Consider the following 22673-nt stretch of genomic DNA (forward strand, 5'->3'; position numbering starts at 1 on the left):
TTACAGCCTGCGTTCAATTATTTCTTTTCTTCTTTTGCTTCGCCTTCTTCATCGCTGCTAAAAAGACCTTTGATGAAGCCCGTGGCTTTTTCAATGGCTTCTTCAGCTTCCTCTTTCAGGTCTTCAAATTTTTCCTGCGCTTCCACGGCCAACTCTTCCGCTTTTATTTTCGCTTCGGCAAAGGCTTCGGTGGCTTCTGCTTTCATTTCTTCGGCTTTGGCTGATGCCTGCGCTTTCAGCGCTTCTACGTCAACACTTTGTAGTTTTTCGGTGATTTCACCTTTTATTTCCTCAAATTTTTCTTGGGCTTCAGCCGCTAATTCTTGTGCTTTCGCTTTGGCTTGCTCTGCCGCAGATTTCAATTGTTCGTCCATAAAGTTTATTGGTTTAAAGTATGTAAAATAAGGTAACACACAAAGTTAGAATATTCATGGATGGATTTTTCGCCCGGATTCATTTTTAATTTTGGGGTAAAATTCGTAGTATTAACCTTCGTCTTAATCACGTCATAGTGGCTAACTCTTTGAAATTGAGTTAGGAATATATAATTTTGCACAAAATTTATTCAAAAACGGTATCAAACCCAAAAAACAGCATAGTAAAGTGGATATTTTCGAGAAACTACGCAACAACTGGGGACCAATTGGGGCTTCTGCAAAAGCGCTAAACAGTCATCATTATTTCTCATTTCCAAAACTGGAAGGCGAAATCGGACCGCACATGAAGTTTCGCGGTATGAACGTGCTCAACTGGAGCCTGAACAACTATCTGGGTTTGGCCAATCATCCTGAAGTGCGCAAAGCCGACGCAGAAGCTTCTGCAAAATGGGGCCTTGCTTACCCAATGGGTGCCCGTATGATGTCTGGAAATTCTGACTTGCACGAACTGTTTGAGAAAGAGTTGGCGGAGTTCGTAGGAAAGAAAGATGCATTTTTGCTCAATTATGGGTACCAAGGTGTGATGTCGGTCATTGAGTGTGTATGCGACCACCGCGACGTGATTGTGTACGATGCCGAAGCTCACGCTTGTTTGATTGACGGGATTCGACTTCATAAAGCCAAAATGGGACAATACTATAAGTATAACCATAACGACATGGCCAGTTTGGAGAAAAACCTGATTAGGGCATCCAAACTCGCTGAAGAAAAAGGCGGAGGGATATTGGTGATTACGGAAGGCGTTTTTGGAATGTCGGGCAAAGTCGGGAGTTTGGATAAAATCGTTGAACTCAAGAAAAAATATAATTTCCGGTTGCTGGTTGATGATGCACATGGTTTTGGAACGATGGGCGAAAACGGCGGCGGCGTAGGAGAGATGTTTGGCGTATCCAAAGAGATTGACCTCTATTTCTCCACATTTGCCAAGTCAATGGCCGCAATCGGCGCTTTTGTGGCGGCCGATGATCCAGACATTATCATGTTCCTCAAATACAATATGCGTTCGCAAACTTACGCAAAGGCATTGCCCATGCCGTATGTAGAAGGAGGTCGGAAACGGTTGGAGCTTATCAAAGCGCATCCCGAATTGCGCACCCAGTTGTGGGAAATCGTCCATGCGCTTCAAAATGGCTTGCGTAGTCGGGGCTTTAACATTGGTGACACTGAGTCGCCCGTAACGCCCGTCTTTATGCAAGGATTGGAAGGCGGCTTGCCAGAAGTGACCAACATGGTACGTGATTTACGCGAAAATATGGGTATTTTCTGTTCTATTGTTGTGTATCCAGTGATTCCGAAAGGGCAAATTATTTTACGCCTTATTCCTACTGCCTCACATACGCTTGAAGATGTAGAGAAAACACTAAATGCATTTGATACAATGCGTGAAAAATTAGATGCTGGTGTCTACCGAGCCAACTTGGCCGTACCTGCCTAACTAAAATATTTTTTCAACAAAAACGGGCGCTTTCATTGAAAGTGCCCGTTTTTGTTGAAAACCAATGGGGAAGTTTAGAACAGCGTTTACTTTTAGTACCAATAGTACCAAAACTCGTTGATTATGAACCTTTCGCTACGCTTTTTGTCGCTCATTTTAATTTTATGGGCATCGGCCGTTGCTGCCAAACCACTCAGGTTAGGCATTGCGGGCTTCACGCACGACCACGTACACCAGATTTTACGACGTCCTGCGCAGGGAGATGTTGAGATTGTAGGTGTGGCGGAGCCAAATAAGGAATTGGCGATGCGCTATCTAAAGCGCTATAAACTGCCCGAGTCGCTTTGGTATGCATCACTAGAAGCCATGATTGCGGCCACTAAGCCTGAAGCTGTTTGTGCGTTCAACAGCATTTATGAGCATAAACAAGTCGTTGATATTTGTGCTCCCAAAGGCATTCATGTCATGGTTGAAAAACCGCTGGCGGTCAACACGGCTCATGCCAAGACAATGATTGCGTTGGCCCAAAAGCACAATATTCAATTACTGACCAACTTTGAAACAACTTGGTATTCAAGCCATCAGCAGGCGTATGATTTGATTCACACCCAAAATACGCTGGGGGATATTCGTAAAGTCGTAGTGCATGATGGGCACCGTGGCCCCAAAGAAATTGGTTGTTCGCAGGAATTTTTGCGTTGGTTGACCGACCCCGTTCAAAACGGCGGTGGAGCTATTATTGATTTTGGTTGCTACGGCGCCAACTTGATGACGTGGCTCATGAAAGGCGAACGCCCCCTGACAGTAACGGCAGTGACCCAACAAATAAAACCGGATGTGTATCCAAAAGTAGACGACGAAGCCACCATTATTTTGACTTACCCCAAAGCACAGGCTATTATTCAGGCCTCGTGGAATTGGCCATTTGACCGTAAGGACATGGAAATTTATGGGCAAAAAGGCTACGTAGTATGTGATAAAACCCAACAAATGCGCGTCCGCCTCGGTGATGGCGTCAAACGGGATGCAGCAGAAGAAAAGCGCGATATTCCTGCCCTTTCGGCTCCTTATGATGACCCATTCTCTTATTTTGCGGCCGTCGTAAAGGGAGATATTAAGCCCCAAAAAGACCTTTCTTCGTTGGAAATTAATCAAATAGTGGTCGAAATTTTAGAAGCAGCGGTACAATCTTCCAAAACGGGTAAGCCAGTGAAGTTGTAGGGGAAAACAATTTGGGTATAAAAAATAAAAAGTCGCTGAATTTCAGCGACTTTTTTCGTAGCGGGAACAGGACTCGAACCTGTGACCTCCGGGTTATGAGCCCGACGAGCTACCAACTGCTCTATCCCGCGATGTTGGGAGTGCAAAGGTAAGAGCTTTTATAGAAAAAACAACTATCTTTGTGAAAAAATATTTTATTGGATATTTTTCTTTGACCCAAACAAAGGAAAAATAGTGCAGTAAAGAAGGAATACGAATGGAGACTACAGAAAATATAGAAGTGTACAACAACCCCAATCACCGCGCAGGATTCGTGAGCATTGTGGGAAAACCCAACGTAGGAAAATCGACGTTGATGAATGTATTGGTGGGTGAGAAGATGTCAATTATCACTTCTAAAGCCCAAACAACACGCCACCGAATCATGGGGATTTTGAACGGCGTTCACGAAGGTGTTGATTTCCAGTTGGTTTACTCCGATACGCCAGGGATTATTAAGCCTCAATACAAACTGCACGAATCGATGATGGATTTTGTGCAGGGTTCGCTTGAAGACGCCGACGTGGTACTTTTTGTGACTGATATTTTTGAGAAACACGATGACGAAGAGGTGCTTGAACGATTGGCCAAAACCGAAGGAGCAGTCATTTTGATCATCAATAAAACCGACCTTGCCACGGAGGAACAAATCAATGAAAAAATCGCTTTTTGGAAAGAAAAACTTTTTACGGCGGCTATTATTCCCATTTCTGCGCTCAAACAGGAAGGAATAGATACCTTATTTACGGCCATCATGGAATGTTTGCCCGTGCATCCACCGTATTTTCCCAAAGATGAGCTGACCGATAAACCCGAGCGTTTTTTTGCGGCCGAAATAATCCGGGAAAAAGTGTTTCTGAATTACAAAAAAGAAATTCCTTACAGTACCGAAATCATTGTGGAGGAGTTTAAAGATAAAAAGGACATTCTTGTTATCAGGGCGGTAATTTTGGTGGAACGCCAGAGCCAGAAAGGAATCATTATCGGAGATAAAGGAACCATGCTCAAAAAAATAGGTTCGGCCGCACGCGCAGATTTGGAACAGTTCTTTGGTAAAAAGGTGTTCTTAGAACAATACGTCAAAGTGGAGCCTGATTGGCGCAATAAAGTACAGAAATTGAAACAGTTTGGATACGAAGGCTAAGGGTAATTAAGAAAACGCCGCGATTTTGTAAGGTAACTTCTTAATAATTAGCTGATTTTCTTGCGTTTGAGGCATTGTTGTTTTATACACAAGCTTCAAATATATAGCCAATTTCTTCTGAAATTCCACTTAGTGTACGACAAAAAACGGAACAATGAAGGGGCTTATCGTAAGCATTGGCGTAATAAATAACATTAAGTTTTATTGAATTAGACAAAAATGTAGGCGAATAAAAAACACTATTTGCCTATCAAACGATTAAGAGAGCGTATTAAGTAAAACGCTTCACTTTACACTCTCTCCTTTACACTTATTACAATGTCAAATATAGTAGCAATAGTAGGACGCCCCAATGTGGGCAAATCAACGCTTTTTAACCGTTTGATTAAAGAACGCCAGGCCATCATGGATGACCAAAGCGGCGTAACGCGTGACCGCCACTACGGCCACGCCTTTTGGACTGAGCAGTATTTTACCGTCATTGATACGGGTGGATACGTGGTAGGCTCGGAAGATGTATTTGAAGATGCAATCCGCGAGCAAGTCGAAATAGCCATGGAAGAGGCCACCGTGATTTTGTTTATGGTGGACAGTATGTCGGGGCTTACCGATTTGGATAAAGATTTTGCCAATGTGGTACGTAAATCTAAAAAACCCGTTTTTCTGGTTGCCAATAAAGCTGAAACCGTGGAACGCCAACACGCCACGGCTGAGTTTTATGAGTTGGGCTTAGGTGACCCTTATCCTGTTTCTTCGCAAACAGGCCACGGAACGGGTGATTTACTAGATGATGTGGTAAAACATTTCAAAACGGCAGGAATAGAAGATCCTGATGCAGGAATTCCGAAAATCTCCATCTTGGGACGACCCAATGTGGGAAAATCGTCGTTTTTGAATGTTTTGACGGGCAAAGAGCGCAGCATCGTAACGGATATTGCAGGCACCACGCGCGATGCCATCAACACCCACTACAAAGCGTTCGGAAAAGATTTTATTTTGGTCGATACCGCTGGTATCCGTCGTAAAGCCAAGGTTAAAGACGCCATTGAATTTTACTCTACGTTGCGTACCGTAAAAGCGATGGAAGAATCAGACGTAGTCATCGTAATGCTCGATGCAACCCGTGGCTTAGAAGCCCAAGATATGCACATCATCGGGATGGCGCACAAGGCCAAAAAGGGCATTCTGATTATGATTAACAAATGGGATTTGGTCGAAAAAGACTCAAAAACGGTCGATAAGCTCCGAAAAGAGATGCTCGAACGTTTAGCGCCGATGGATTATATGCCCATTATCTTTGCTTCCGTGGTTGAAAAACAGCGGATTTTCCAAGTAATGGAAAAGGCAATGGAAGTGTACGAAAATAAGACGAAGAAGATTACAACTTCTAGGTTGAACGAAGTAATGCAGGCTGAAATTGAGAAATATCCGCCGCCTGCGCACCGTGGTAAGCACATCAAAATCAAGTACATGATTCAGTTGCCTACACCGTCGCCGACCTTCGTGATGTTTTGTAACTATCCCAAACACATCAAGGAGCCGTATGTGCGGTATTTGGAAAACCGGATGCGTGATAACTTCGGTTTTGAAGGTGCACCGATTACCATTTTCTTCCGCGAGAAATAATAAACAGTTTACAGTAGGCAGTTTTTAAATGCTGCTTACTGTAAACTGCCTACTGAATACTACTTCACTATTTTTAATTCTTTTACTAAGTCGGAGCCACCGAGTTTTTCGATGCACCAGAGTACGTAGCGAATGTCTACGTTGATGCAGCGTTTGTATTTTTTATCGAATACAATATCGCCCGACATTGCTTCCCAGTTGCCGTCAAACGCCAAACCAATCAATTCGCCTTTGGCATTCAGTACAGGGCTTCCTGAGTTTCCTCCCGTAATGTCGTTGTTGGTAATAAACCCTACGGGTACTTCTCCCTGTGCGTCGGCGTATTGGCCGAAATCTTTATTTTTATACAATTCCAAAAAGTTTTTGGGCAGGTCAAACTCGTAATCGTTGGGTTTGTATTTTTCAATTACGCCCGTAATGTTTGTTTTGTAGTTGTAATGTACGCCATCGCGCGGGTCATAATCTTGCACATTTCCGTAGCTGACGCGCAGCGTGCTGTTGGCATCTGGGTATTGAACCAAAGAAGGATCCATTTCGGTTAATCCTTTAATATAAATACGCGAAAGTTTTTTGTCAGTTTCCTGAAAATCAGCGTTATACTTTGCGTATTTGGTGAGGTAATTCTTGCGAAAATCGCTAAAGTATTTCAACGCCCAGTCGTTGGCAAGTACCTCAGCGGATGGGTTTTCTACAAATTTAGCAAAACGGTCTTTGTTGGTTACCACGCTCGTTAAATACATTTCCTGCGCAAACTTCTTGAAAGATTCCTCGGGTGTTCCGGCCGAAAACTTTGTCAAAATCTCCTGAATAATGGCGGGATGCTGTTCCTTTGGAATGTCGTTATAAAACGCCAATAACGTTTGAGCTACAATTTTTTGGTCTGAAGGCAAATTGAATGATTTAAAAAACTCATCCGCTGAGCCTTTCATGCGTTCAGCCATTGCTTTAGCTCTCACGGGATCTTTGAGTTGTTCTTCGGCCATGACCAACGGCAGCGCTAGATTGACGATATTGGCGCCGATGATGCCTTGATTAAGGTAGGTGGAGTGAGTGGCATAAGGCTCATAAGCGGCGTATGCTTTCTGCCATTCCTCAAAAATCCCTTCATACTCGGCTTTTCCTTTGGCCCAAGCGTTAAATTTGGCCTCCATCGCTACCTTTTGATCATACACTTTGAGGCGTTGAAGCTGTTGGGTTTGACCGATAAAATATTTCCAGTAGTTGGCAATGTTGGCATACTCTGACGAAAGGGCCAGTTTGGTGGCCACATCCTTATCCATTTCCTCTTTCCAGGCCTTTAGGCGAATGTCCCGATTTTTAACAATGCCTGGGTTTACCTTTTCAATTGCCAGTTTGATACCCATTGATGTTTCGTATCGATTGGTGCGGCCTGGAAAACCAAAAACCATAGTAAAATCTCCTGGCTTGATTCCTTTGAGCGACACTGGTAGAAATTTCTTAGGTTTATAAGGGACATTTTCTTGGGAGTAGTCCGCGCCTTTGTTGTCTTTGTTGGCATAAATACGAAACACTGAGAAATCGCCCGTATGCCGTGGCCATTCCCAGTTGTCGGTGTCGCCGCCGTATTTACCAATACTTTGGGGAGGGGTACCTACGAGGCGAATGTCTGAGAATTTCTCAAAAACAAACAAATAATAGGCGTTTCCTTTAGCAAACTCACGTACAGAGGCGTTGAAAGTTGTTCCGTCGGTAGCTTTTTTTGAAAGCTCATTGCCCAACTGATTGACTTTTGCGGCTCTGTCTTTTTCGCTGAGTCCTTTGAGTTCGGGCAAAATCTTATCTGTCACATCTTCCATTCTAACCAAAATGTCAATAAATAATCCTTCTACGGGGCGCTCTTCCGCGTTAGACTTGGCCCAGAAACCATTGTCTAAGATATTGTCGGCGGGGGTAGAAAGCGTGGCAATGGCATCATACCCGCAGTGGTGGTTGGTAAATAAAAGCCCCTTGTCAGAGACAATTTCTCCCGTACAAAAACCGCCTCCCATGCGTACAATGGCGTCTTTAAGACTGGCATTGTTGATATCGTAGATGTCTTTGGTCGTTAGTTTGAAGCCCTGTTTTTTCATCTGGGCTTCGTTTTTGCCAATCAAAGAAGGCAGCCACATCCCTTCGTCGGTGGGGTCGTTTGCATAAGACACGCTTACCCCCAAAACAAAAGATAAGAGTGTGATTTTTAGTCTGTTCATAGAAAAGTTTGGAATGATTGAAAAAGAAAAGATATACGGTAAAATTAATGAAAAAGGATTCCTAACAAGATGCCTCCCAGTACAATCACGTAAGGAGGGGTTTTGGTATATTGGAGTATACCGAGTGTTCCGATGATGGTAATGATAGCCGTGGTATTGGTAGCAGTAGGGATAAACATCCTGATTACAGCGGCTGCGGTAAGACCTACACTTGCGGCATTTATTCCTTCTAGCGAGGCGCGTACCCCACGGTATTTTTTTAAGCTGTTCCAGAAACGATAAACAAAGAATATTAAAAATGTTCCTGGTAAAAAAATTCCTGTTGTAGCTGCTAAACTTCCCCAAAGCTGACTTCCTAGCCCGCCTTCGGAGCGCATAGACAAAGCCCCAATGTACGAAGCAATCGAAAAAACAGGTCCTGGAATCACTTGGGCCAGCGCCATACCGCTCAAAAACTCTTGTCGGGTCAGGTATTGTTTAAATTCAACAAACTCCGTGTACAGCATCGGATTCAGTACCTGCCCCCCTCCAAAAACGAGGCTACCATTGCGATAAAAATTTTCAAAAAGACGAACAGGCAGCGACTGGGTAATTGCTCCAAGGGCTGCCGCAAAAACCAACACACTAAGCCATAGAATGAAATTGGCCCACTGAATGTGAATGGGGTTTTTGTCCATTTTTTCGTGTTTGCGAAACCCCAAAGAAGTAACAAACCCACCCAAAACAATCACAATGGGCGTCATATAAGGAGACGGGAACAAATAAGCGATAACCGCAGCCGTAATCAAAATGAACCAATGCGTGTTTTTGTGAATAACCTTGGCGCCAATTGTATACCCACCATACGCCAAAAAACCAATCGCCATCGGTTCCACAAAACGCATGAAAGTGAGCGAAATCTGATTTTGTTGGAGGTAATAAATCCCGAGTGCGGCGAGTGTCATCACCAGTACTGCGGGCAATGACCAAACCAGAACCGTAGCGTAGGCCAGATTAGGCCCGCCTAATTTAAAACCTAAAGCGGTAATTGTTTGGGTAGAGGTTGGGCCGGGCAGTATTTGGCAAAGCGCCTGTAATTCAAGCAATTCTTCCTCGGTAAGGTAGCGGCGTTTTTGCACAAACCGTTCCAAAAACATTACTAAATGTACTTGTGGTCCTCCAAAGCAAGTTAACGCTAAAATCAGCACATCTTTCAAAAAGATGAGGTGTCGAATCCGCTTAACGGGCGGGTGAAGGAGTGATTCTGACACGCTGAAGAAGGGATTTTAGGGGTTAACAAAAAAATCTGTCGGGTAGTTTTCTGCTTGTTCGAAAACTACCCGACTGGAGAAAAAGCAATTTATGCTTTTTTTAGACCCAATTCAATGAGGCGCTCATTGAGAAATTCTCCCGCCGTCATGTCGACGTAGAGTTTTGGATGATTGGCATCGACACAACTCTCCAGACACGTCAAATTCATATCGCCTCGAGGGTGCATAAAAAACGGAATAGAATACCGCGAAGTATTCATTTTCTCTCGAGGGGGATTGACAACGCGGTGAATCGTGGATTTGAGATTATGATTGGTCAATCGGTCGAGCATATCACCTACGTTGACCACAATTTGATCGGGTAATGCCGTGATAGCAATCCACTTGCCGTCGCGGCGTAGTACTTCAAGCCCTTCGGCACTGGCACCCATGAGTAGGGTAATGAGGTTGATGTCACCATGCGCCGCTGCCCGAACAGCCCCGTCGGGTACTGTTGCAGGGTCGAGGGGAAAATAATGCAGCGCCCGCAAAATGCTGTCGCCGTTGCGGACTTTATCTTCAAAATAATTTTCATCTAGCCCCAAATATATGGCGATGGCCCGCAGGAGGGTTTTGCCAGTGTTCTCAAAAGTTTCGTATACTTTGAGCGTGTATTCTTTAAACTCGGGGACTTCTTCGGGAAAAATATTGTGTGGCATTTCGCCTTCTGGCGCAGGCTGTCCTACGTGGTAAAACTCCTTCAAATCGGCTACTTTAAAGCCTTTGGCGGTCTCTTTTCCTTTGCCGATGTAGCCGCGCTGACCAGACAACTCAGGAAATTCGTATTTTTTCTTTACGTCGTCGGGTTGTTTAAAAAATTGTTGTACTGAATCATATAGCTTCAGGCGAAGGTCTTCAGAAAGGCCGTGGTTTTTGATGCAAACAAAACCGATATTGTTAAAAGCTGTGCCTAAATCTTGGACAAATTGGGATTTGCGGGCGGGGTCTCCACTGGTAAAATCGGAAATATCTAATGACGGAATTTCGTCTAGAAGTGCAGTTTCTGACATGATTTGGAAAGTTGGTAGTGAACAATTCTACACCATTATTATCCTTGTTTTTATCATCTAAATAAATTAATGATTTGATAAACAAGTACTTAATAAATTACGTACAGTAAGCGGGGATAAACGCTTACTGCAAAGTTTAGAAAAACAATCGGTTTATTCAAACATCAAATACAACGTAACGGTATGCGACGTAAGCCGGCGGATGCTAGCTGTAGAGTTTGGGTCGTTGGTACGGTATAAATTTACGATTCCGTGAGAAAATCGTAGCTCAGGAGAAAACTTAGTGTAGGCCAAAAACTGCTCAAATCCAAATCCATAATCAATGGTCAAGTCGGCACTTTTGGCATTTAGGCGGTCAGAGCCAGGTAATTGACGTTTGCGAACATTGGTTTCAAACCCAAACGTGGCCCCCGCCAACATATACATGCGTGAGTTCATCCGCCGTTGCGATTTGTATTTAAACAAAAGGGGAATTTCTATCCACGTGGCTTCGCGTAGTTCACGGCGTTTTTTGCCGCTGCCGTACTCATATTCTACGGCTCGGTTGTAGAGCGACACAGAGGGCGTGGTGCGAATGTCCCAGTGGTCGTTGAGATACCCATTCATGACAAAACCAAAACGGAATCCGACGGTGACTGGTGCCGTAATGCGGTTTGTGGTGTCTTGTGTTAAGAATGAATCGTCATGGACAAGGCGAAAGCATGTAACGGGCAACGCAAACAAAAAACCATAATGGATTGGCTTGTCGTCATAAAACTCCTGATGCTTTCGGAAATAGCCGACGGTTTGTGCATCGGAAGTATTAAGCAGGCCGCAGCCTATCAATAATCCGAGTATTATTTTTTTCCAATGTAAATCGAACAAATTCCAAACGTGAGTGGTATGCATTTTGTGTTTTTGAAGCCCGCCTGTTCGTAAATTTTCAAAAAGTCGTTTCCGTCTGGAAACGCCTGCACCGATTCGGGAAGATAGGTATATGCCGCAGAATCTTTGGAGACCATTCGTCCTACAATCGGTAAAATGTAACGAAAGTAAAAGTTGTATAATTGTTTGAACGGGAAAGTTTTCGGTTTTGAAAATTCCAAAATCACGCAAGTGCCGCCTGGTTTCATCACCCGACACATGTCAGTGAGGCCGTGAAGCAGATTTTCAAAATTTCGAACACCAAACGAGGCAATTACTGCATCAAAAGAATTACTTTCCAAAGGCAAATTGGCCGAGTCTCCCGTACGGAGATCAATGACATTTTCCATGCCAAGTTTTTTGATTTTCTCCCGCCCCACTGCAAGCATACCTTCCGAAATATCAATACCGACAATCTTTTTGGGTTTGAGGGCTAGAGCTTCAATGGCAAAGTCGGCAGTGCCAGTAGCAATATCCAAAATCGTTTGTGGGTTTTCTTTTTTCAGGAGTTTGATGGCACGTTTGCGCCAATAAATATCAATGCCCGCGCTGAGAAGGTGATTCAAAAAGTCATATTTGGGCGAAACATTGTCAAACATCTCCGCGATCTGTTCGCGTTTGCTTGAATCTTTATCTTTGTATGGTACAACCGTCATAATAGTTTGAAGTCAAAATAAGAGAGAAAGCGATAGAAACACTCCTTTGCAGTTCTGAAACTGGCTCTTTCCAGAGCGACAAAGTTACGAACCACAAATGGGAAACGCTTTGTAAGACTCAATAGTTTTATGTAAAATTGTTATCAGACAGAACTTGTCAGCGTCGGATAACAAAAAAATATACATCATCAATTCAAAAAACAATGTTTGAAAAAATAGAAGAGGTCCAGAATTACCTTTTTAAATACCTAGAAACGCGCTTGGATTTGATAAAAACAGAAACACAGGAGCGTCTTGAAAACATTGTTATCCAGCTTATTTATTTAATAGTGCTGTTGTTATTGGCAGCCCTAACGGGAATTTTCCTGTTTATCATGTTAGCGCTTGGGATTAACGAATGGCTCGATAGTCGCTATGTAGGTTTTTTAATTGTCTTCGGATTATTGGCGGCAAGTACCGCTATTTGGGCGAAGGCGGGGCGACAAGTACAACAAGCGGTACGACAATTATTGTTTCGGGTGTTTAATCATAAGTAATTTTAAGGACACGCGCTGGATTTCCCCGTACAATGGCAAAGTCGGGAATATGCTTTGTAATAACACTCCCTGCCGCAATCAGGCAGTTTTTTCCAATGGTGATGTTAGGCGTCACAATGCTGCCGGCACCAATGAGCGTTCCCTCGCCCACCTGTACATTTCCGCAGAGTGTTGCATTGGGTGCAATGTGTACAAAATCACCTAAGACACAATCATGATCTACCGACGATGAAGTGTTGATAATGACGTGTTTGCCAATATTTACATCGGCTTGTACCACCACGTTATGAAATATGACGGAACCTGCACTCATCTTTACCGACTCGTCGATAATGGCCGAAGGATGGGTTACTTTCCCGAATGGATGCTGGATAAAACTGGCTATTTTGCGGCGGATTTGATTGTTGCCGATGGCAATAATGAGTAAGCTTTCATTATCAAAATCGGGGTTGTACTTACCAATAACAGGAATCGACCATAAATCTTTTTTTTGTAAATCATCATCAAAAATTCCAGAAATAGGAACTCTGTTTGCTCGTAAGCAACTGATAATGACTTTGGCATGGCCACTTGCGCCGTATAAAAGCATGGTATTAGTTGTTTCCTTTAAATTTCTCCATTGTAACCGACGTCTCCGAACTGATGCCTTCGCGTTTGAAAACTTTTATCAGTGTAAGCCAAAGTATCTTAATGTCAAGGCCCAAAGATATGTGTTCTGCATACCAAATATCGTACTCAAACTTTTGAGACCACGAAATAGTGTTGCGTCCGTTGATTTGCGCCCAGCCCGTGATACCTGGTTTTACTTCATGCCTGCGTTGCTGACGTTGGCTGTAAAGAGACAAGTACTCGGGCAGTAGAGGCCTTGGCCCAACCAGTGACATATCTCCTTTCAAAACGTTGATTAACTGTGGTAATTCATCCAAAGATGTTTGGCGTACAAACCGTCCCACGGGCGTTAAGCGGGCGCTATCAGGTAATAATTCTCCATTGGCCGCCCTGCGGTCGTTCATGGTTTTGAATTTTATAATTTTAAAGATTTTACCGTTTTGCCCAGGACGTAATTGAAAGAAAAAAGGTTTTCCCTGATTGTAAAAATATAATAATGCGGTGACTACCAACGTAATGGGAAGGGTCAGTAGAAGAATACAAAAGGCGGAAATTTTATCAATGACCGGTTTAAGAAATCGTTGATAGCTCATTTTGCAAAATTACAGATTCGTACGCTGCCACCAAGCGTTGGTATAACTGTAATTTTGCTTCCCATACATCAACAGGGCAAAAATGTTGAATAACCCAGGCGCGGGCGGCCAATCCGTGTGATTCCACAATCGGTTTATTATCAAGATAATACAGGATTTTATGCATCAAGTCGTCTGCCGAACGGGTTTGGCAAAAAAGACCTGTATGATTCTTCAGAATCGTATCTTTCAACCCCGTCACATACGAAACAATAGATGGTTTTTTCATGGCAGCCGCTTCTAAGACTACATTTCCAAGGCCTTCGCGATGGCTTGGAAGTACCATAAAATCCATCAATGCATAATGTGATGCCATATTCTTAACTTCTCCGGTACAAACAATGGTTTGATCAGTGGCCAATTTCTCCAACCATTTATTGGAAAGCGGGACCCGTTCATCCACGCTGCCTATGACCAATAACATCGCCTTTGGAAACCGTTGTTTGACTTTTTGCCAAGCTTCATACAATTCTATAACACCTTTGTCTTTGGTCAAACGCCCCACAAAACCCACAACGGCCTGATTGGGAGCAATCCCGTATTTTGTTTTAAGGGCTTCAACTTCCTGATTATTTGTGAATGAAGGGTTGAATTTGAGCATGGCATCAATACCATTGCAGCTCCCATTGTGCATGACCGATATTTTTGAAGGAGCTACCAGACCTTTGGTAATGACCAATTTTCTTAACGAAGGACTCACGGCTATGACGTGAGTGGCGAGTTGACAGCATATTTTTTCGGTTAAAAAATAAACGATTTTCATTCCCCATCCCGCTGTTTCGAGGGGTAAGCCGTGCATTTCGTAGATGCGGATTGGAATATTTGTCGCTTTAGCCGTAATCATTGTCAACAAAGCCACTTTTGGGGTGTTTCCGTGGACAATAAGAGGTCTTATTTTTTGAAAAAAACGCTTTAACTGAAAAAAACTCTTTACGTCATCCATGCTTAGATGCTTGGTTCGGCAGAATGAAATACAAGAAGTTTGGACGTTATTCTGCTGGCCAAATTTGGCCAATTCTTCACATCCATTCGTTAAGACATGAATTTTGTAGCCATTTTGTGTCCAAAAATGCGTTTGCCCTTCTAAAAATAAAAGCGACATTGGCACGGCGAAGGTCTGTACAATACGAATCATCCCTACCGGTAGTAATTTAGGTCTACTCGTTAGACGCTATTGTCTTCGGTATGTCAACATCTTCTTATAAAAAAATCACGGAAAAATTTAATAAAAACAAAAAATAAGCTAATTGTATACCAAATAGGTATCCTCTTTTGTATATAAAAATGATGCATCATCAAAGCGGATCCCCAACGGGAAAAAAGGGATTTGCGGAAGGAGTAAATGAAAGTATAGTCTAATAGAATTTCGGGCAAATTGGCGTAAGTGCTGCATTCATGCGCACGGAGCAGAAGATCTTGGTCCTCGTTTTTTAGAATGTCTCGGTATTTCCATTGTTGAAACCACGCCGTTTTGCCACACCAAGTGGGGTGGGCAACTGAAATACTTTTGAGCCAAGGTTTGGCGGTGATTTCGGCATGGCAGCTCGGGAAAACACGCGTGCCTATGTCTTGACCTTCACGGTTGAGGAGACGAATATGAGTCCCTACCAAATCAACGCTAGGGTGCGTTTCCAGAAATTCTACTTGCTTGGAAAGACGCTCAGGATAAGAAAAATCATCCGAGTCCATTCGGGCAATGTATTTTCCAGTGGCTCGGGTAACTGCCTGATTCAGTCTCGCGGCAATACCCTTATGTTGGCCGTCAGCCAATACTTGAATCCGAATGTCACAAAAGCGGTTTGCTACCTCAATGGTTTCATCAGTAGAGCCGTCGTCCAGTATAAGAAGCTGCCAATTGTGATAGGTTTGATTAAGAATTGAACTGACTGCTCGTTCCAGTGTTTTTGCGCCGTTGTATACGGGCATTATGATGGTGACTTTTGGGGTATTGGCGGCAGATTTTTTTGTCATAGTCTCTGAAGGCCCTGAAAATTTGATTTTTAGGTCTGAATGACGCCTACACTGAATGATTTGGAAATCGGCGCGTGATTGGCGGCTTCAATCCCCGTGGCAATAATATGGCGGGTTTCCAGAGGATGAATGATGCCGTCGGTCCAGAGGTGAGAAGCAGCGTAATAAGGGGAAAGTTGCGTAGTATAGCGATCTGTGATTTCGGTCAATAGTTCGTTTTCGGCTTCGGGCGTGATGGTTTGGCCTTTGGATTTGAGCGTTGCTACCTGAATTTGTAATAACGTTTTGGCAGCTGATGCCCCGCTCATCACGGCCAATTGCGACGTGGGCCATGCAAAAATCAACCGAGGGTCGTAGGCTTTTCCGCACATGGCGTAGTTGCCGGCACCGTAAGAGTTACCGATAATAAACGTAAATTTGGGGACAATCGAGTTGGCAACGGCGTTCACCATTTTGGCTCCATCTTTGATAATTCCGCCTTGTTCGGACCGACTGCCCACCATAAAACCAGTGACATCATGCAGAAAAACGAGCGGAATTTTTTTCTGGTTGCAGGTCATGATAAACCGAGCGGCTTTGTCGGCCGAATCTGAATAAATGACGCCGCCCATTTGCATTTCGTTGGCTGTGCCGCTTCCTTTTTTTGCTTTCACAATTTTGCGCTGATTGGCCACGATGCCCACCGCCCAACCTTCTACGCGGGCGTATCCGCAGAGAATTGTTTGCCCGTACAGCTTTTTATATTCCTCAAATTCTGAATTATCCACAATCCGCTCAATAATTTCCCGCATATCATACGGCTTATTGCGGTCGGAGGGCAGAATGTCAAAAATTTCATCGGGATTTTTGACTGGTGGAGTAGGCGCAATACGGCCAAAACCAGCGGTTTCGTGGTGACCTACTTTGTCAAAAATACGTTTGATAGCATCCAAACAAGAAGGGTCGTCAGGATATTTGTTGTCGGTCACGCCCGAGATTTCGCAATGCGTAGACGCTCCGCCTAAAGTTTCGGCATCTACTTCTTCGCCGATGGAGGCTTTGACCAAGTACGGCCCTGCCAAAAAGATGGAACCAGTTCCTTCCACAATCAGGGCTTCGTCGGACATAATCGGCAGATAGGCTCCCCCCGCCACGCAGCTCCCCATAATGGCCGCTACCTGCAAAATGCCCATGGACGACATGATGGCATTATTGCGAAAAATACGCCCAAAGTGCTCTTTATCAGCAAAAACATCGGCCTGAAGGGGAAGGTAAATGCCCGCGCTGTCGACCAAATAAATGATGGGTAAACGGTTTTCAATGGCAATTTCCTGCGCCCTCAGGTTTTTCTTGGCCGTTATTGGAAACCACGCTCCCGCTTTGACGGTAGCGTCATTGGCCACAATCACACACTGCCGACCCGATACTTTGCCAATTCCAATCACCACCCCGCCCGACGGGCAGCCGCCTTCTTCGGCATACATACCGTCGCCGACAAAAGCACCGATTTCTACAAAATCATTTTCATTGTCCAATAAGTACGCAATGCGTTCGCGGGCGGTTAGTTTTCCTTTTGCCTTGTGTTTTTCAATGTTTTTTTGTCCACCGCCAAGTTTGACTTGTTCATATCGTTTTTGGAGTTGGTCCAGCAGTTGTTGATGAAATTCACGATTTGTCATAATTGATGAAGATTTTGCGCTTGATAGACGCTGATTATTGGGAATACAGTATATAACGTTTAAGACAAGGTTGAAATATGCGTTGTTTTAAAAGAAAGATACAACATTTCATCTTTCTTTTAAAGATAAACAGCCCCTTTTTAGGTAAGGTTGAACGGCAAATTAAGCGCAAAAAGTTTACTAATCAGGCAGTTTAGATAACATATTGAGTAAAAGATGGGCCGAATTGTAAGAGGCCGTTTTTTTGAAACTGTCAATACTTTCCCGCGCTTTGCTGTCGGCTTTATCGCTCATACTTCTGATGACCAAACAAGGCACTTGCTGTTGCCAACATAACTGGGCCACGGCAGCGCCTTCCATTTCGGTGGCATCGGCATTAAATTGTTTACGGAGGTCGTTGACTTTTGTTTCTGAGGTAACAAACAAATCGCCCGTGACGATGGTCCCTGTTATGATATAAGGAAGTTTGGCTTGATTAGCTAATTTTTGAAAATCTGTGGTTTTAGCGGCCGATTGCGCAGCAACCAGCAACAAAGAATCGGCTTGAAAAAACAAAGGGTTTAGTTCACGATTGATGGGGTTGCGGGTTTTCCCAGTTTGGAGACCCTCGTTGGTAAATTGCCCGAAATCGTATTGCAATGTTTGTTTCCCGATAACAATGTCGCCAGGGTTTAAATCAGGATGAAGCCCTCCTGCAATGCCAGTGAATATAACGCGCTCTGGGTGAAATTTTTGGAGTAAAAAGGCGGCAGTCATGGTTGCGTTGACTTTCCCGATTCCCGTTTTTACAATTACAACGCGGTGCTTCCCGATTTTACCATAGTAAAAAGGTATTCCATGAACCATTTTCATCTTGGGTTTTTGTAACGAATTACGTAATAATTCGATTTCTTCATCCATGGCGCCCAACAACGCCGTGACAGGTTTATGGGGATAAATCTGCGCAAAACCAGCCATAAAGGGGGCGATAATCAGAAGAATTATTAACTTCTGGCGTAAAAAAGAATTAAATACCATAGCGATGAGGGTTAATAAATGCTTATTTGGTACAAATTTGCACAAAAACGTATTGGGTATTCACTATTTTTGTGGATTCCCAGTTAACCCACTTTAACTTACGATGAAAGATACTGCCGAAAGAAAACGTATTCATGCGCGGGCCGATAACAAAGGTTGGAAAAAATGGGGCCCCTATTTGGCCGAACGCCAATGGGGAACCGTTCGCGAAGATTATAGCTACTGGGGAGACTCTTGGGGCTTTATTTCTCATGAGCTCTCTCGCTCTTATTCTTATCGTTGGGGTGAAGATGGCCTTGGGGGTATTTCCGACAATAAAGGCCATATCTGTTTGGCTTTTGGTTTTTGGAACCACCAAGACCCAATTATCAAAGAGCGTTTTTATGGCGTAACTGGCCCCGAAGGAAACCATGGCGAAGATGTAAAGGAATTGTACTACTACTTAGATAGTACCCCTACGCATTCTTACATGAAAATGCTCTACAAATATCCACAGGTGGCGTTCCCTTACGCCAAACTCGCCGAGGAGAACCGTAAACGCAACCGCCTCCAGCCCGAATACGAGATTGTGGATACGGGTATTTTTAATGACAATCGCTATTTTGATATATTTATTGAGTACGCAAAGGCTGACGAAAATGACATTCTCATCAAAATAACGGCCCATAACCGTTATACAGAAGATGCGCCACTGACCATTTTGCCGACCCTTTGGTTTCGAAATACGTGGTCGTGGGGGTATGATCAATTTAATTATAAACCGATATTAAATGGAATCGCCAATCGGCAAATAGAAGTAAATCACCGCTTACTTGGGAAATATAAACTGTTTTTAGAAGGAGCTGATGAGTTGCTTTTTTGCGAGAATGAAACCAACAGTGAGCGTATTTTTGGAAAGCCCAATGCGAACCCGTACACAAAAGACGGAATCAACAATTATGTGGTTACGGGTAAAAAACAGTATGTAAATCCTAATCAGATAGGTTCTAAAGCCGCTGGACATTTTAAGAAAGTAGTTCCTGCGGGCGAAAGCGTTTCGATTCGTTTGCGTTTTTCTAATCAAACTAATCAGGCCAATGCTTTCAGTGATTTTGACGAAATATTTAAGCTACGTCAAGAGGAAGCCGATGAGTTTTATGATGACCTCCAGCAAAATGTAACCGACCCTGAACTGCGCACCATTCAGCGTCAAGCCTTTGCTGGGATGCTTTGGAATAAGCAGTTCTTCTATTATAACATAAATGAATGGCTCAAAGGCGACCCTAAAATGCCATTTGAGTTTAAAGGCCGGGCTTACCCTCGCAACCTTACATGGAAACACATGTATACCGCGAATATCCTTTCGATGCCTGATAAGTGGGAATATCCGTGGTTTGCTGCGTGGGATTTGGCTTTCCATACCGTTACGCTCTCTCGTTTGGACCCTTATTTTGCCAAACGTCAATTGGCGGTAATTCTTCGGGAGTATTATATGCACCCCAACGGCCAGCTTCCGGCGTATGAATGGAATTTCTCGGATGTTAATCCACCCGTACATGCGTGGGCTACATGGAAAGTATATGAAATTGACCGGGAATTAAATGGCATTGGGGATGTAGCCTTTCTAGAACGGATTTTCCATAAACTGCTCCTTAATTTTACATGGTGGGTAAACCGTAAGGATGCCGAAGGAAACAACATTTTTGCGGGGGGCTTTTTAGGCCTCGATAATATTGGAGTATTTGATAGAAGCGCCGAATTGCCTACGGGAGGGCACCTCGAACAGGCCGACGGTACTGGATGGATGGCAATGTATACCCTCAATATGCTCCGGATTGCCTGTGAGATTTCGTTGGTGCGCCCAGTGTATCAGGACATGGCTTCCAAATTCTTTGAGCACTTTTTGCACATTACAGCGGCAATGAAATCCCTTGGAGATCAAAAAATCAGCCTTTGGGATGAAGAAGACCAGTTTTATTACGATGTACTTCATACCCCTGACGGCAAAAGTAAACTGCTGAAAGTACGCTCGATGGTGGGCTTGATTCCACTTTTTGCTGTTGAAATTTTGGATGAAGAACTTCTTTCCAAACTTCCTGACTTTAAGCGTCGCGTAGAATGGGTGTTAAATAACCGCCCAGATTTGGCCTCGTTGATTTCGCGTTGGCACGAGCCGGGCAAAGGAGAGTCACATTTGTTGGCTTTACTGAGGGGGCACCGGATGAAAATGTTGCTAAAGCGCATGTTTGACGAAACCGAGTTCCTTTCTGATTATGGAATTCGGGCATTGTCAAAATATCATGATGAACATCCCTATGAATTTTTTGTCAACGGCGAAGTTCTTAGGGTAAAATATACCCCCGCAGAATCTGATAGCAGTATTTTTGGCGGCAACTCCAACTGGCGTGGACCGATTTGGTTCCCTCTCAATTTTCTCATCATTGACTCCCTATTGAAATTCTATAATTACTATGGTGATGATTATGAAATAGAATATCCTACCAATTCGGGGAATGTAATGACGGTGAAAGAAGCGGCGGTTTCGCTCGCGGAGCGGCTTATTAGTATATTTCGTAGAGATAAGCTCGGAAATATTCCTGTCTATACTGGAAATGAGTTGTTTCAAGAAGATACCCACTTCAAAGATTTGTATCTGTTTTACGAATACTTCAACGGAGATACGGGTGCAGGCTTAGGGGCGGCCCATCAAACGGGTTGGACGGGCTTAGTGGCGGATTTAATAGAACACACCTCTGTCCATAAAATCAAATATGGAAGCCTACCCACTTCTGTCGAAACAACACCCGAATAAGTGAATTTTGTACCTTATATATATACAGTATGTCATTAGTAGAACAATTCAATGATTATCGGAGTCGGATGAACGACCGTATTATGGACTCCGATAATCTCGTCATTAAGAGAATATTCAATCTTGATACCAATTGCTACGCTCCTGGGCATCTCGATGAAGCTACAAAAGAGATGTTGGGGCTGGCGTGTTCAATGGTCCTTCGCTGTGATGATTGTGTGAAATACCATCTGGGCAAATGCAAAGAGCTTGGTGTAACAGAAGCGCAGATTCAGGAAGTATTTTCTATTGCAACACTTATCGGTGGTACAATTGTGATACCTCACCTCCGCCGAGCCGTAGAGTATTGGGATGCTTTATCCGAGAATCCCTAAATAAACGTTATTTTTTGGCGCTCCTGGAGCAAATTAAACGTATAAAACATGACAAATGTGGATGAGCAGTTAGTCGAAGAGTGGGAAGAACTTCTCAATGTACTTGAAAAAGTGCTTGGAAAGAGACCTGCGGATTTAAACGGTGTACTGTTTTTGATTGGTGTACAAGAGTTAGGGAAAGGCCCCATTACGTTTACAAAAGAACAAAAGCAGGATTTAATGCATATAGCTATCTGCAAAGTATTGAGTCTTTCGGGTTTTTATGAATTGGAAGGGCTAGATAAAGATGGATGGCCTCACTGGAAAGTAGTCGAAAAGCTACCTCATTTCAGTCTTATCTCTCAAGAAACGCTGTTAAAAATGCATGTGATTCGCTATTTTAAAGAAGAACTTGATTTTTTTTAAAATTACATATCCCTCTTTTTCAGTACATTGCAATAAAATAGAATATTTTTTTAAAGAAAAATAGGTCTTAATTTTTGTATGGTATACAATTATCAGTACTTTTGCACTCCCAAACGGAGAGTGCGGGGGAGTTAGTCCGAATAAAATTTTGAAAGCAAAAGTTTTTTAAAATAAAATTTGGATAATTGAGATAGAATTAAGACCTTTGCAACCCCAAACAGAGAGGGCGGGGGAAAAGAAGATAGAAAAGTTGTTCTGGATAGGTTTTAGGGGTTAAAAAAACTTAAAATAATATTTGGAGAAGTGGATTTAAGTTCAGACCTTTGCAACCCCAAACGAGTAGGGCGAGGGAAAAAGAGAAGATTAAAATAGGATAAGCTGGAAGCGATTCAGCTCAATGCTTGGGAGTTAACAAGCGAAAGTTCTTTGACAGGTTGGTGAGAAAAAACGACAAATTGCGTAAACAGTACAATTAACTGACTTGCGAAAGTCAATTTGAATAGAATTTACGATGGAGAGTTTGATCCTGGCTCAGGATGAACGCTAGCGGCAGGCCTAATACATGCAAGGCGAAGGGGCAGCAATGCCACTGTCGTACGGGTGCGTAACGCGTATGCAACCTACCTATCACAGGGGAATAGCCTTTGGAAACAGGGATTAATACCGCATAAAGCAGGGACTCCGCATGGAGATATTGCTAAAGATTTATC

The 22673-nt window shown here is 43.4% G+C and carries 21 protein-coding genes, 1 tRNA gene and 1 rRNA gene; 9 read left to right on the forward strand and 14 right to left on the reverse strand.

Annotated elements, in window-relative coordinates:
• Positions 1-17: 17 nt before the first annotated feature.
• Entirely contained in the window at positions 18-374 is a 357-nt protein-coding gene (locus tag NCI00_RS17975) for a hypothetical protein (protein WP_166558212.1), read from the reverse strand.
• Positions 375-603: 229 nt separating this feature from the next.
• On the opposite strand from NCI00_RS17975, the gene NCI00_RS17980 reads away from it, so the two are divergent.
• Together NCI00_RS17980 and NCI00_RS17985 are read left to right on the forward strand one after the other, a co-directional pair.
• Complete coding sequence (locus NCI00_RS17980; protein WP_253529772.1) at positions 604-1872, forward strand: aminotransferase class I/II-fold pyridoxal phosphate-dependent enzyme; 1269 nt, start codon at positions 604-606, stop codon at positions 1870-1872.
• A 123-nt stretch (positions 1873-1995) separates the two neighbouring features.
• On the forward strand, positions 1996-3093 hold the full coding sequence (locus NCI00_RS17985; RefSeq protein ID WP_253529773.1) for a Gfo/Idh/MocA family protein: 1098 nt from the start codon (positions 1996-1998) through the stop codon (positions 3091-3093).
• Positions 3094-3151: 58 nt separating this feature from the next.
• Here NCI00_RS17985 and NCI00_RS17990 read toward each other — a convergent pair.
• A tRNA-Met gene (locus tag NCI00_RS17990) sits at positions 3152-3224 on the reverse strand.
• A 125-nt stretch (positions 3225-3349) separates the two neighbouring features.
• Between NCI00_RS17990 and era the strand changes: the two genes are divergently transcribed.
• Both era and der read left to right on the forward strand, forming a co-directional pair.
• Positions 3350-4276, forward strand: coding sequence for a GTPase Era (gene era / locus NCI00_RS17995; protein WP_253529775.1), 927 nt, complete (start codon positions 3350-3352; stop codon positions 4274-4276).
• Between the two features lie 318 nt (positions 4277-4594).
• Entirely contained in the window at positions 4595-5902 is a 1308-nt protein-coding gene (gene der, locus NCI00_RS18000) for a ribosome biogenesis GTPase Der (RefSeq protein WP_114068183.1), read from the forward strand.
• A gap of 59 nt (positions 5903-5961) precedes the next feature.
• Here the strand turns inward: der and NCI00_RS18005 are convergent, their stop codons facing one another.
• From NCI00_RS18005 to ubiE, 5 genes are all read right to left on the reverse strand, one after another.
• Positions 5962-8112 carry a S46 family peptidase gene (locus tag NCI00_RS18005; RefSeq protein WP_253529778.1) on the reverse strand — a complete coding sequence of 717 codons (2151 nt, stop codon included), beginning with the start codon at positions 8110-8112 and terminating at the stop codon, positions 5962-5964.
• A gap of 44 nt (positions 8113-8156) precedes the next feature.
• Positions 8157-9362, reverse strand: coding sequence for a chromate efflux transporter (gene chrA, locus NCI00_RS18010; protein ID WP_253529781.1), 1206 nt, complete (start codon positions 9360-9362; stop codon positions 8157-8159).
• An 89-nt stretch (positions 9363-9451) separates the two neighbouring features.
• Positions 9452-10411, reverse strand: coding sequence for an isopenicillin N synthase family dioxygenase (locus NCI00_RS18015; RefSeq protein ID WP_253529784.1), 960 nt, complete (start codon positions 10409-10411; stop codon positions 9452-9454).
• Between the two features lie 153 nt (positions 10412-10564).
• On the reverse strand, positions 10565-11299 hold the full coding sequence (gene porT, locus NCI00_RS18020) for a type IX secretion/gliding motility protein PorT/SprT (protein ID WP_253529787.1): 735 nt from the start codon (positions 11297-11299) through the stop codon (positions 10565-10567).
• On the reverse strand, positions 11248-11970 hold the full coding sequence (ubiE, locus tag NCI00_RS18025; protein WP_253529790.1) for a bifunctional demethylmenaquinone methyltransferase/2-methoxy-6-polyprenyl-1,4-benzoquinol methylase UbiE: 723 nt from the start codon (positions 11968-11970) through the stop codon (positions 11248-11250). The genes porT and ubiE overlap by 52 nt, the downstream gene beginning before the upstream one ends.
• Before the next feature lie 203 nt (positions 11971-12173).
• Between ubiE and NCI00_RS18030 the strand changes: the two genes are divergently transcribed.
• A complete protein-coding gene (locus tag NCI00_RS18030) occupies positions 12174-12506 on the forward strand; it encodes a phage holin family protein (RefSeq protein WP_253529793.1) in 333 nt (110 codons plus the stop codon).
• Here the strand turns inward: NCI00_RS18030 and NCI00_RS18035 are convergent.
• The 6 genes from NCI00_RS18035 to NCI00_RS18060 all read right to left on the reverse strand — a co-directional run bounded on the left by NCI00_RS18035 (position 12493) and on the right by NCI00_RS18060 (position 18393).
• Positions 12493-13095, reverse strand: coding sequence for an acetyltransferase (locus NCI00_RS18035; RefSeq protein ID WP_253529796.1), 603 nt, complete (start codon positions 13093-13095; stop codon positions 12493-12495). The two genes, NCI00_RS18030 and NCI00_RS18035, sit on opposite strands and share 14 nt — an antisense overlap.
• A gap of 4 nt (positions 13096-13099) precedes the next feature.
• Positions 13100-13708: a sugar transferase gene (locus NCI00_RS18040; protein ID WP_253529799.1), complete on the reverse strand. Its 609-nt coding sequence runs from the start codon at positions 13706-13708 to the stop codon at positions 13100-13102.
• The gene (locus NCI00_RS18045; protein WP_253529803.1) at positions 13686-14882 is read right to left on the reverse strand and encodes a glycosyltransferase; all 1197 of its coding nucleotides are present in this window, start codon (positions 14880-14882) and stop codon (positions 13686-13688) included. Before NCI00_RS18045 ends, NCI00_RS18040 begins: the two co-directional genes overlap by 23 nt.
• A 53-nt stretch (positions 14883-14935) precedes the next feature.
• Positions 14936-15718, reverse strand: a complete 783-nt coding sequence (locus NCI00_RS18050) for a glycosyltransferase family 2 protein (protein WP_253529805.1) — start codon at positions 15716-15718, stop codon at positions 14936-14938.
• Positions 15719-15747: 29 nt separating this feature from the next.
• A complete protein-coding gene (locus NCI00_RS18055; protein ID WP_253529807.1) occupies positions 15748-17376 on the reverse strand; it encodes an acyl-CoA carboxylase subunit beta in 1629 nt (542 codons plus the stop codon).
• A 180-nt stretch (positions 17377-17556) separates the two neighbouring features.
• Positions 17557-18393 carry a 5'-methylthioadenosine/adenosylhomocysteine nucleosidase gene (locus NCI00_RS18060; RefSeq protein WP_253529808.1) on the reverse strand — a complete coding sequence of 279 codons (837 nt, stop codon included), beginning with the start codon at positions 18391-18393 and terminating at the stop codon, positions 17557-17559.
• 103 nt (positions 18394-18496) lie between these two features.
• Between NCI00_RS18060 and NCI00_RS18065 the strand changes: the two genes are divergently transcribed.
• From NCI00_RS18065 to NCI00_RS18075, 3 genes are read left to right on the forward strand one after another with little or no spacing between them, the layout of a single operon-like run.
• Positions 18497-21184, forward strand: coding sequence for an MGH1-like glycoside hydrolase domain-containing protein (locus NCI00_RS18065; RefSeq protein ID WP_253529809.1), 2688 nt, complete (start codon positions 18497-18499; stop codon positions 21182-21184).
• Between the two features lie 29 nt (positions 21185-21213).
• Positions 21214-21558, forward strand: coding sequence for a carboxymuconolactone decarboxylase family protein (locus NCI00_RS18070; protein ID WP_114068168.1), 345 nt, complete (start codon positions 21214-21216; stop codon positions 21556-21558).
• 48 nt (positions 21559-21606) lie between these two features.
• Positions 21607-21963, forward strand: coding sequence for a hypothetical protein (locus NCI00_RS18075; protein ID WP_253529810.1), 357 nt, complete (start codon positions 21607-21609; stop codon positions 21961-21963).
• Positions 21964-22246: 283 nt separating this feature from the next.
• Here the strand turns inward: NCI00_RS18075 and NCI00_RS29595 are convergent, their stop codons facing one another.
• Positions 22247-22333, reverse strand: coding sequence for a cytochrome b6-f complex subunit PetN (locus tag NCI00_RS29595; RefSeq protein ID WP_374758844.1), 87 nt, complete (start codon positions 22331-22333; stop codon positions 22247-22249).
• A gap of 138 nt (positions 22334-22471) precedes the next feature.
• Here NCI00_RS29595 and NCI00_RS18080 point away from each other — a divergent pair.
• Positions 22472-22673, forward strand: a 16S ribosomal RNA gene (locus NCI00_RS18080); the annotation flags it as partial.

This window comes from Runella salmonicolor, from assembly GCF_024158025.1.
GTDB lineage: Bacteria > Bacteroidota > Bacteroidia > Cytophagales > Spirosomataceae > Runella > Runella salmonicolor.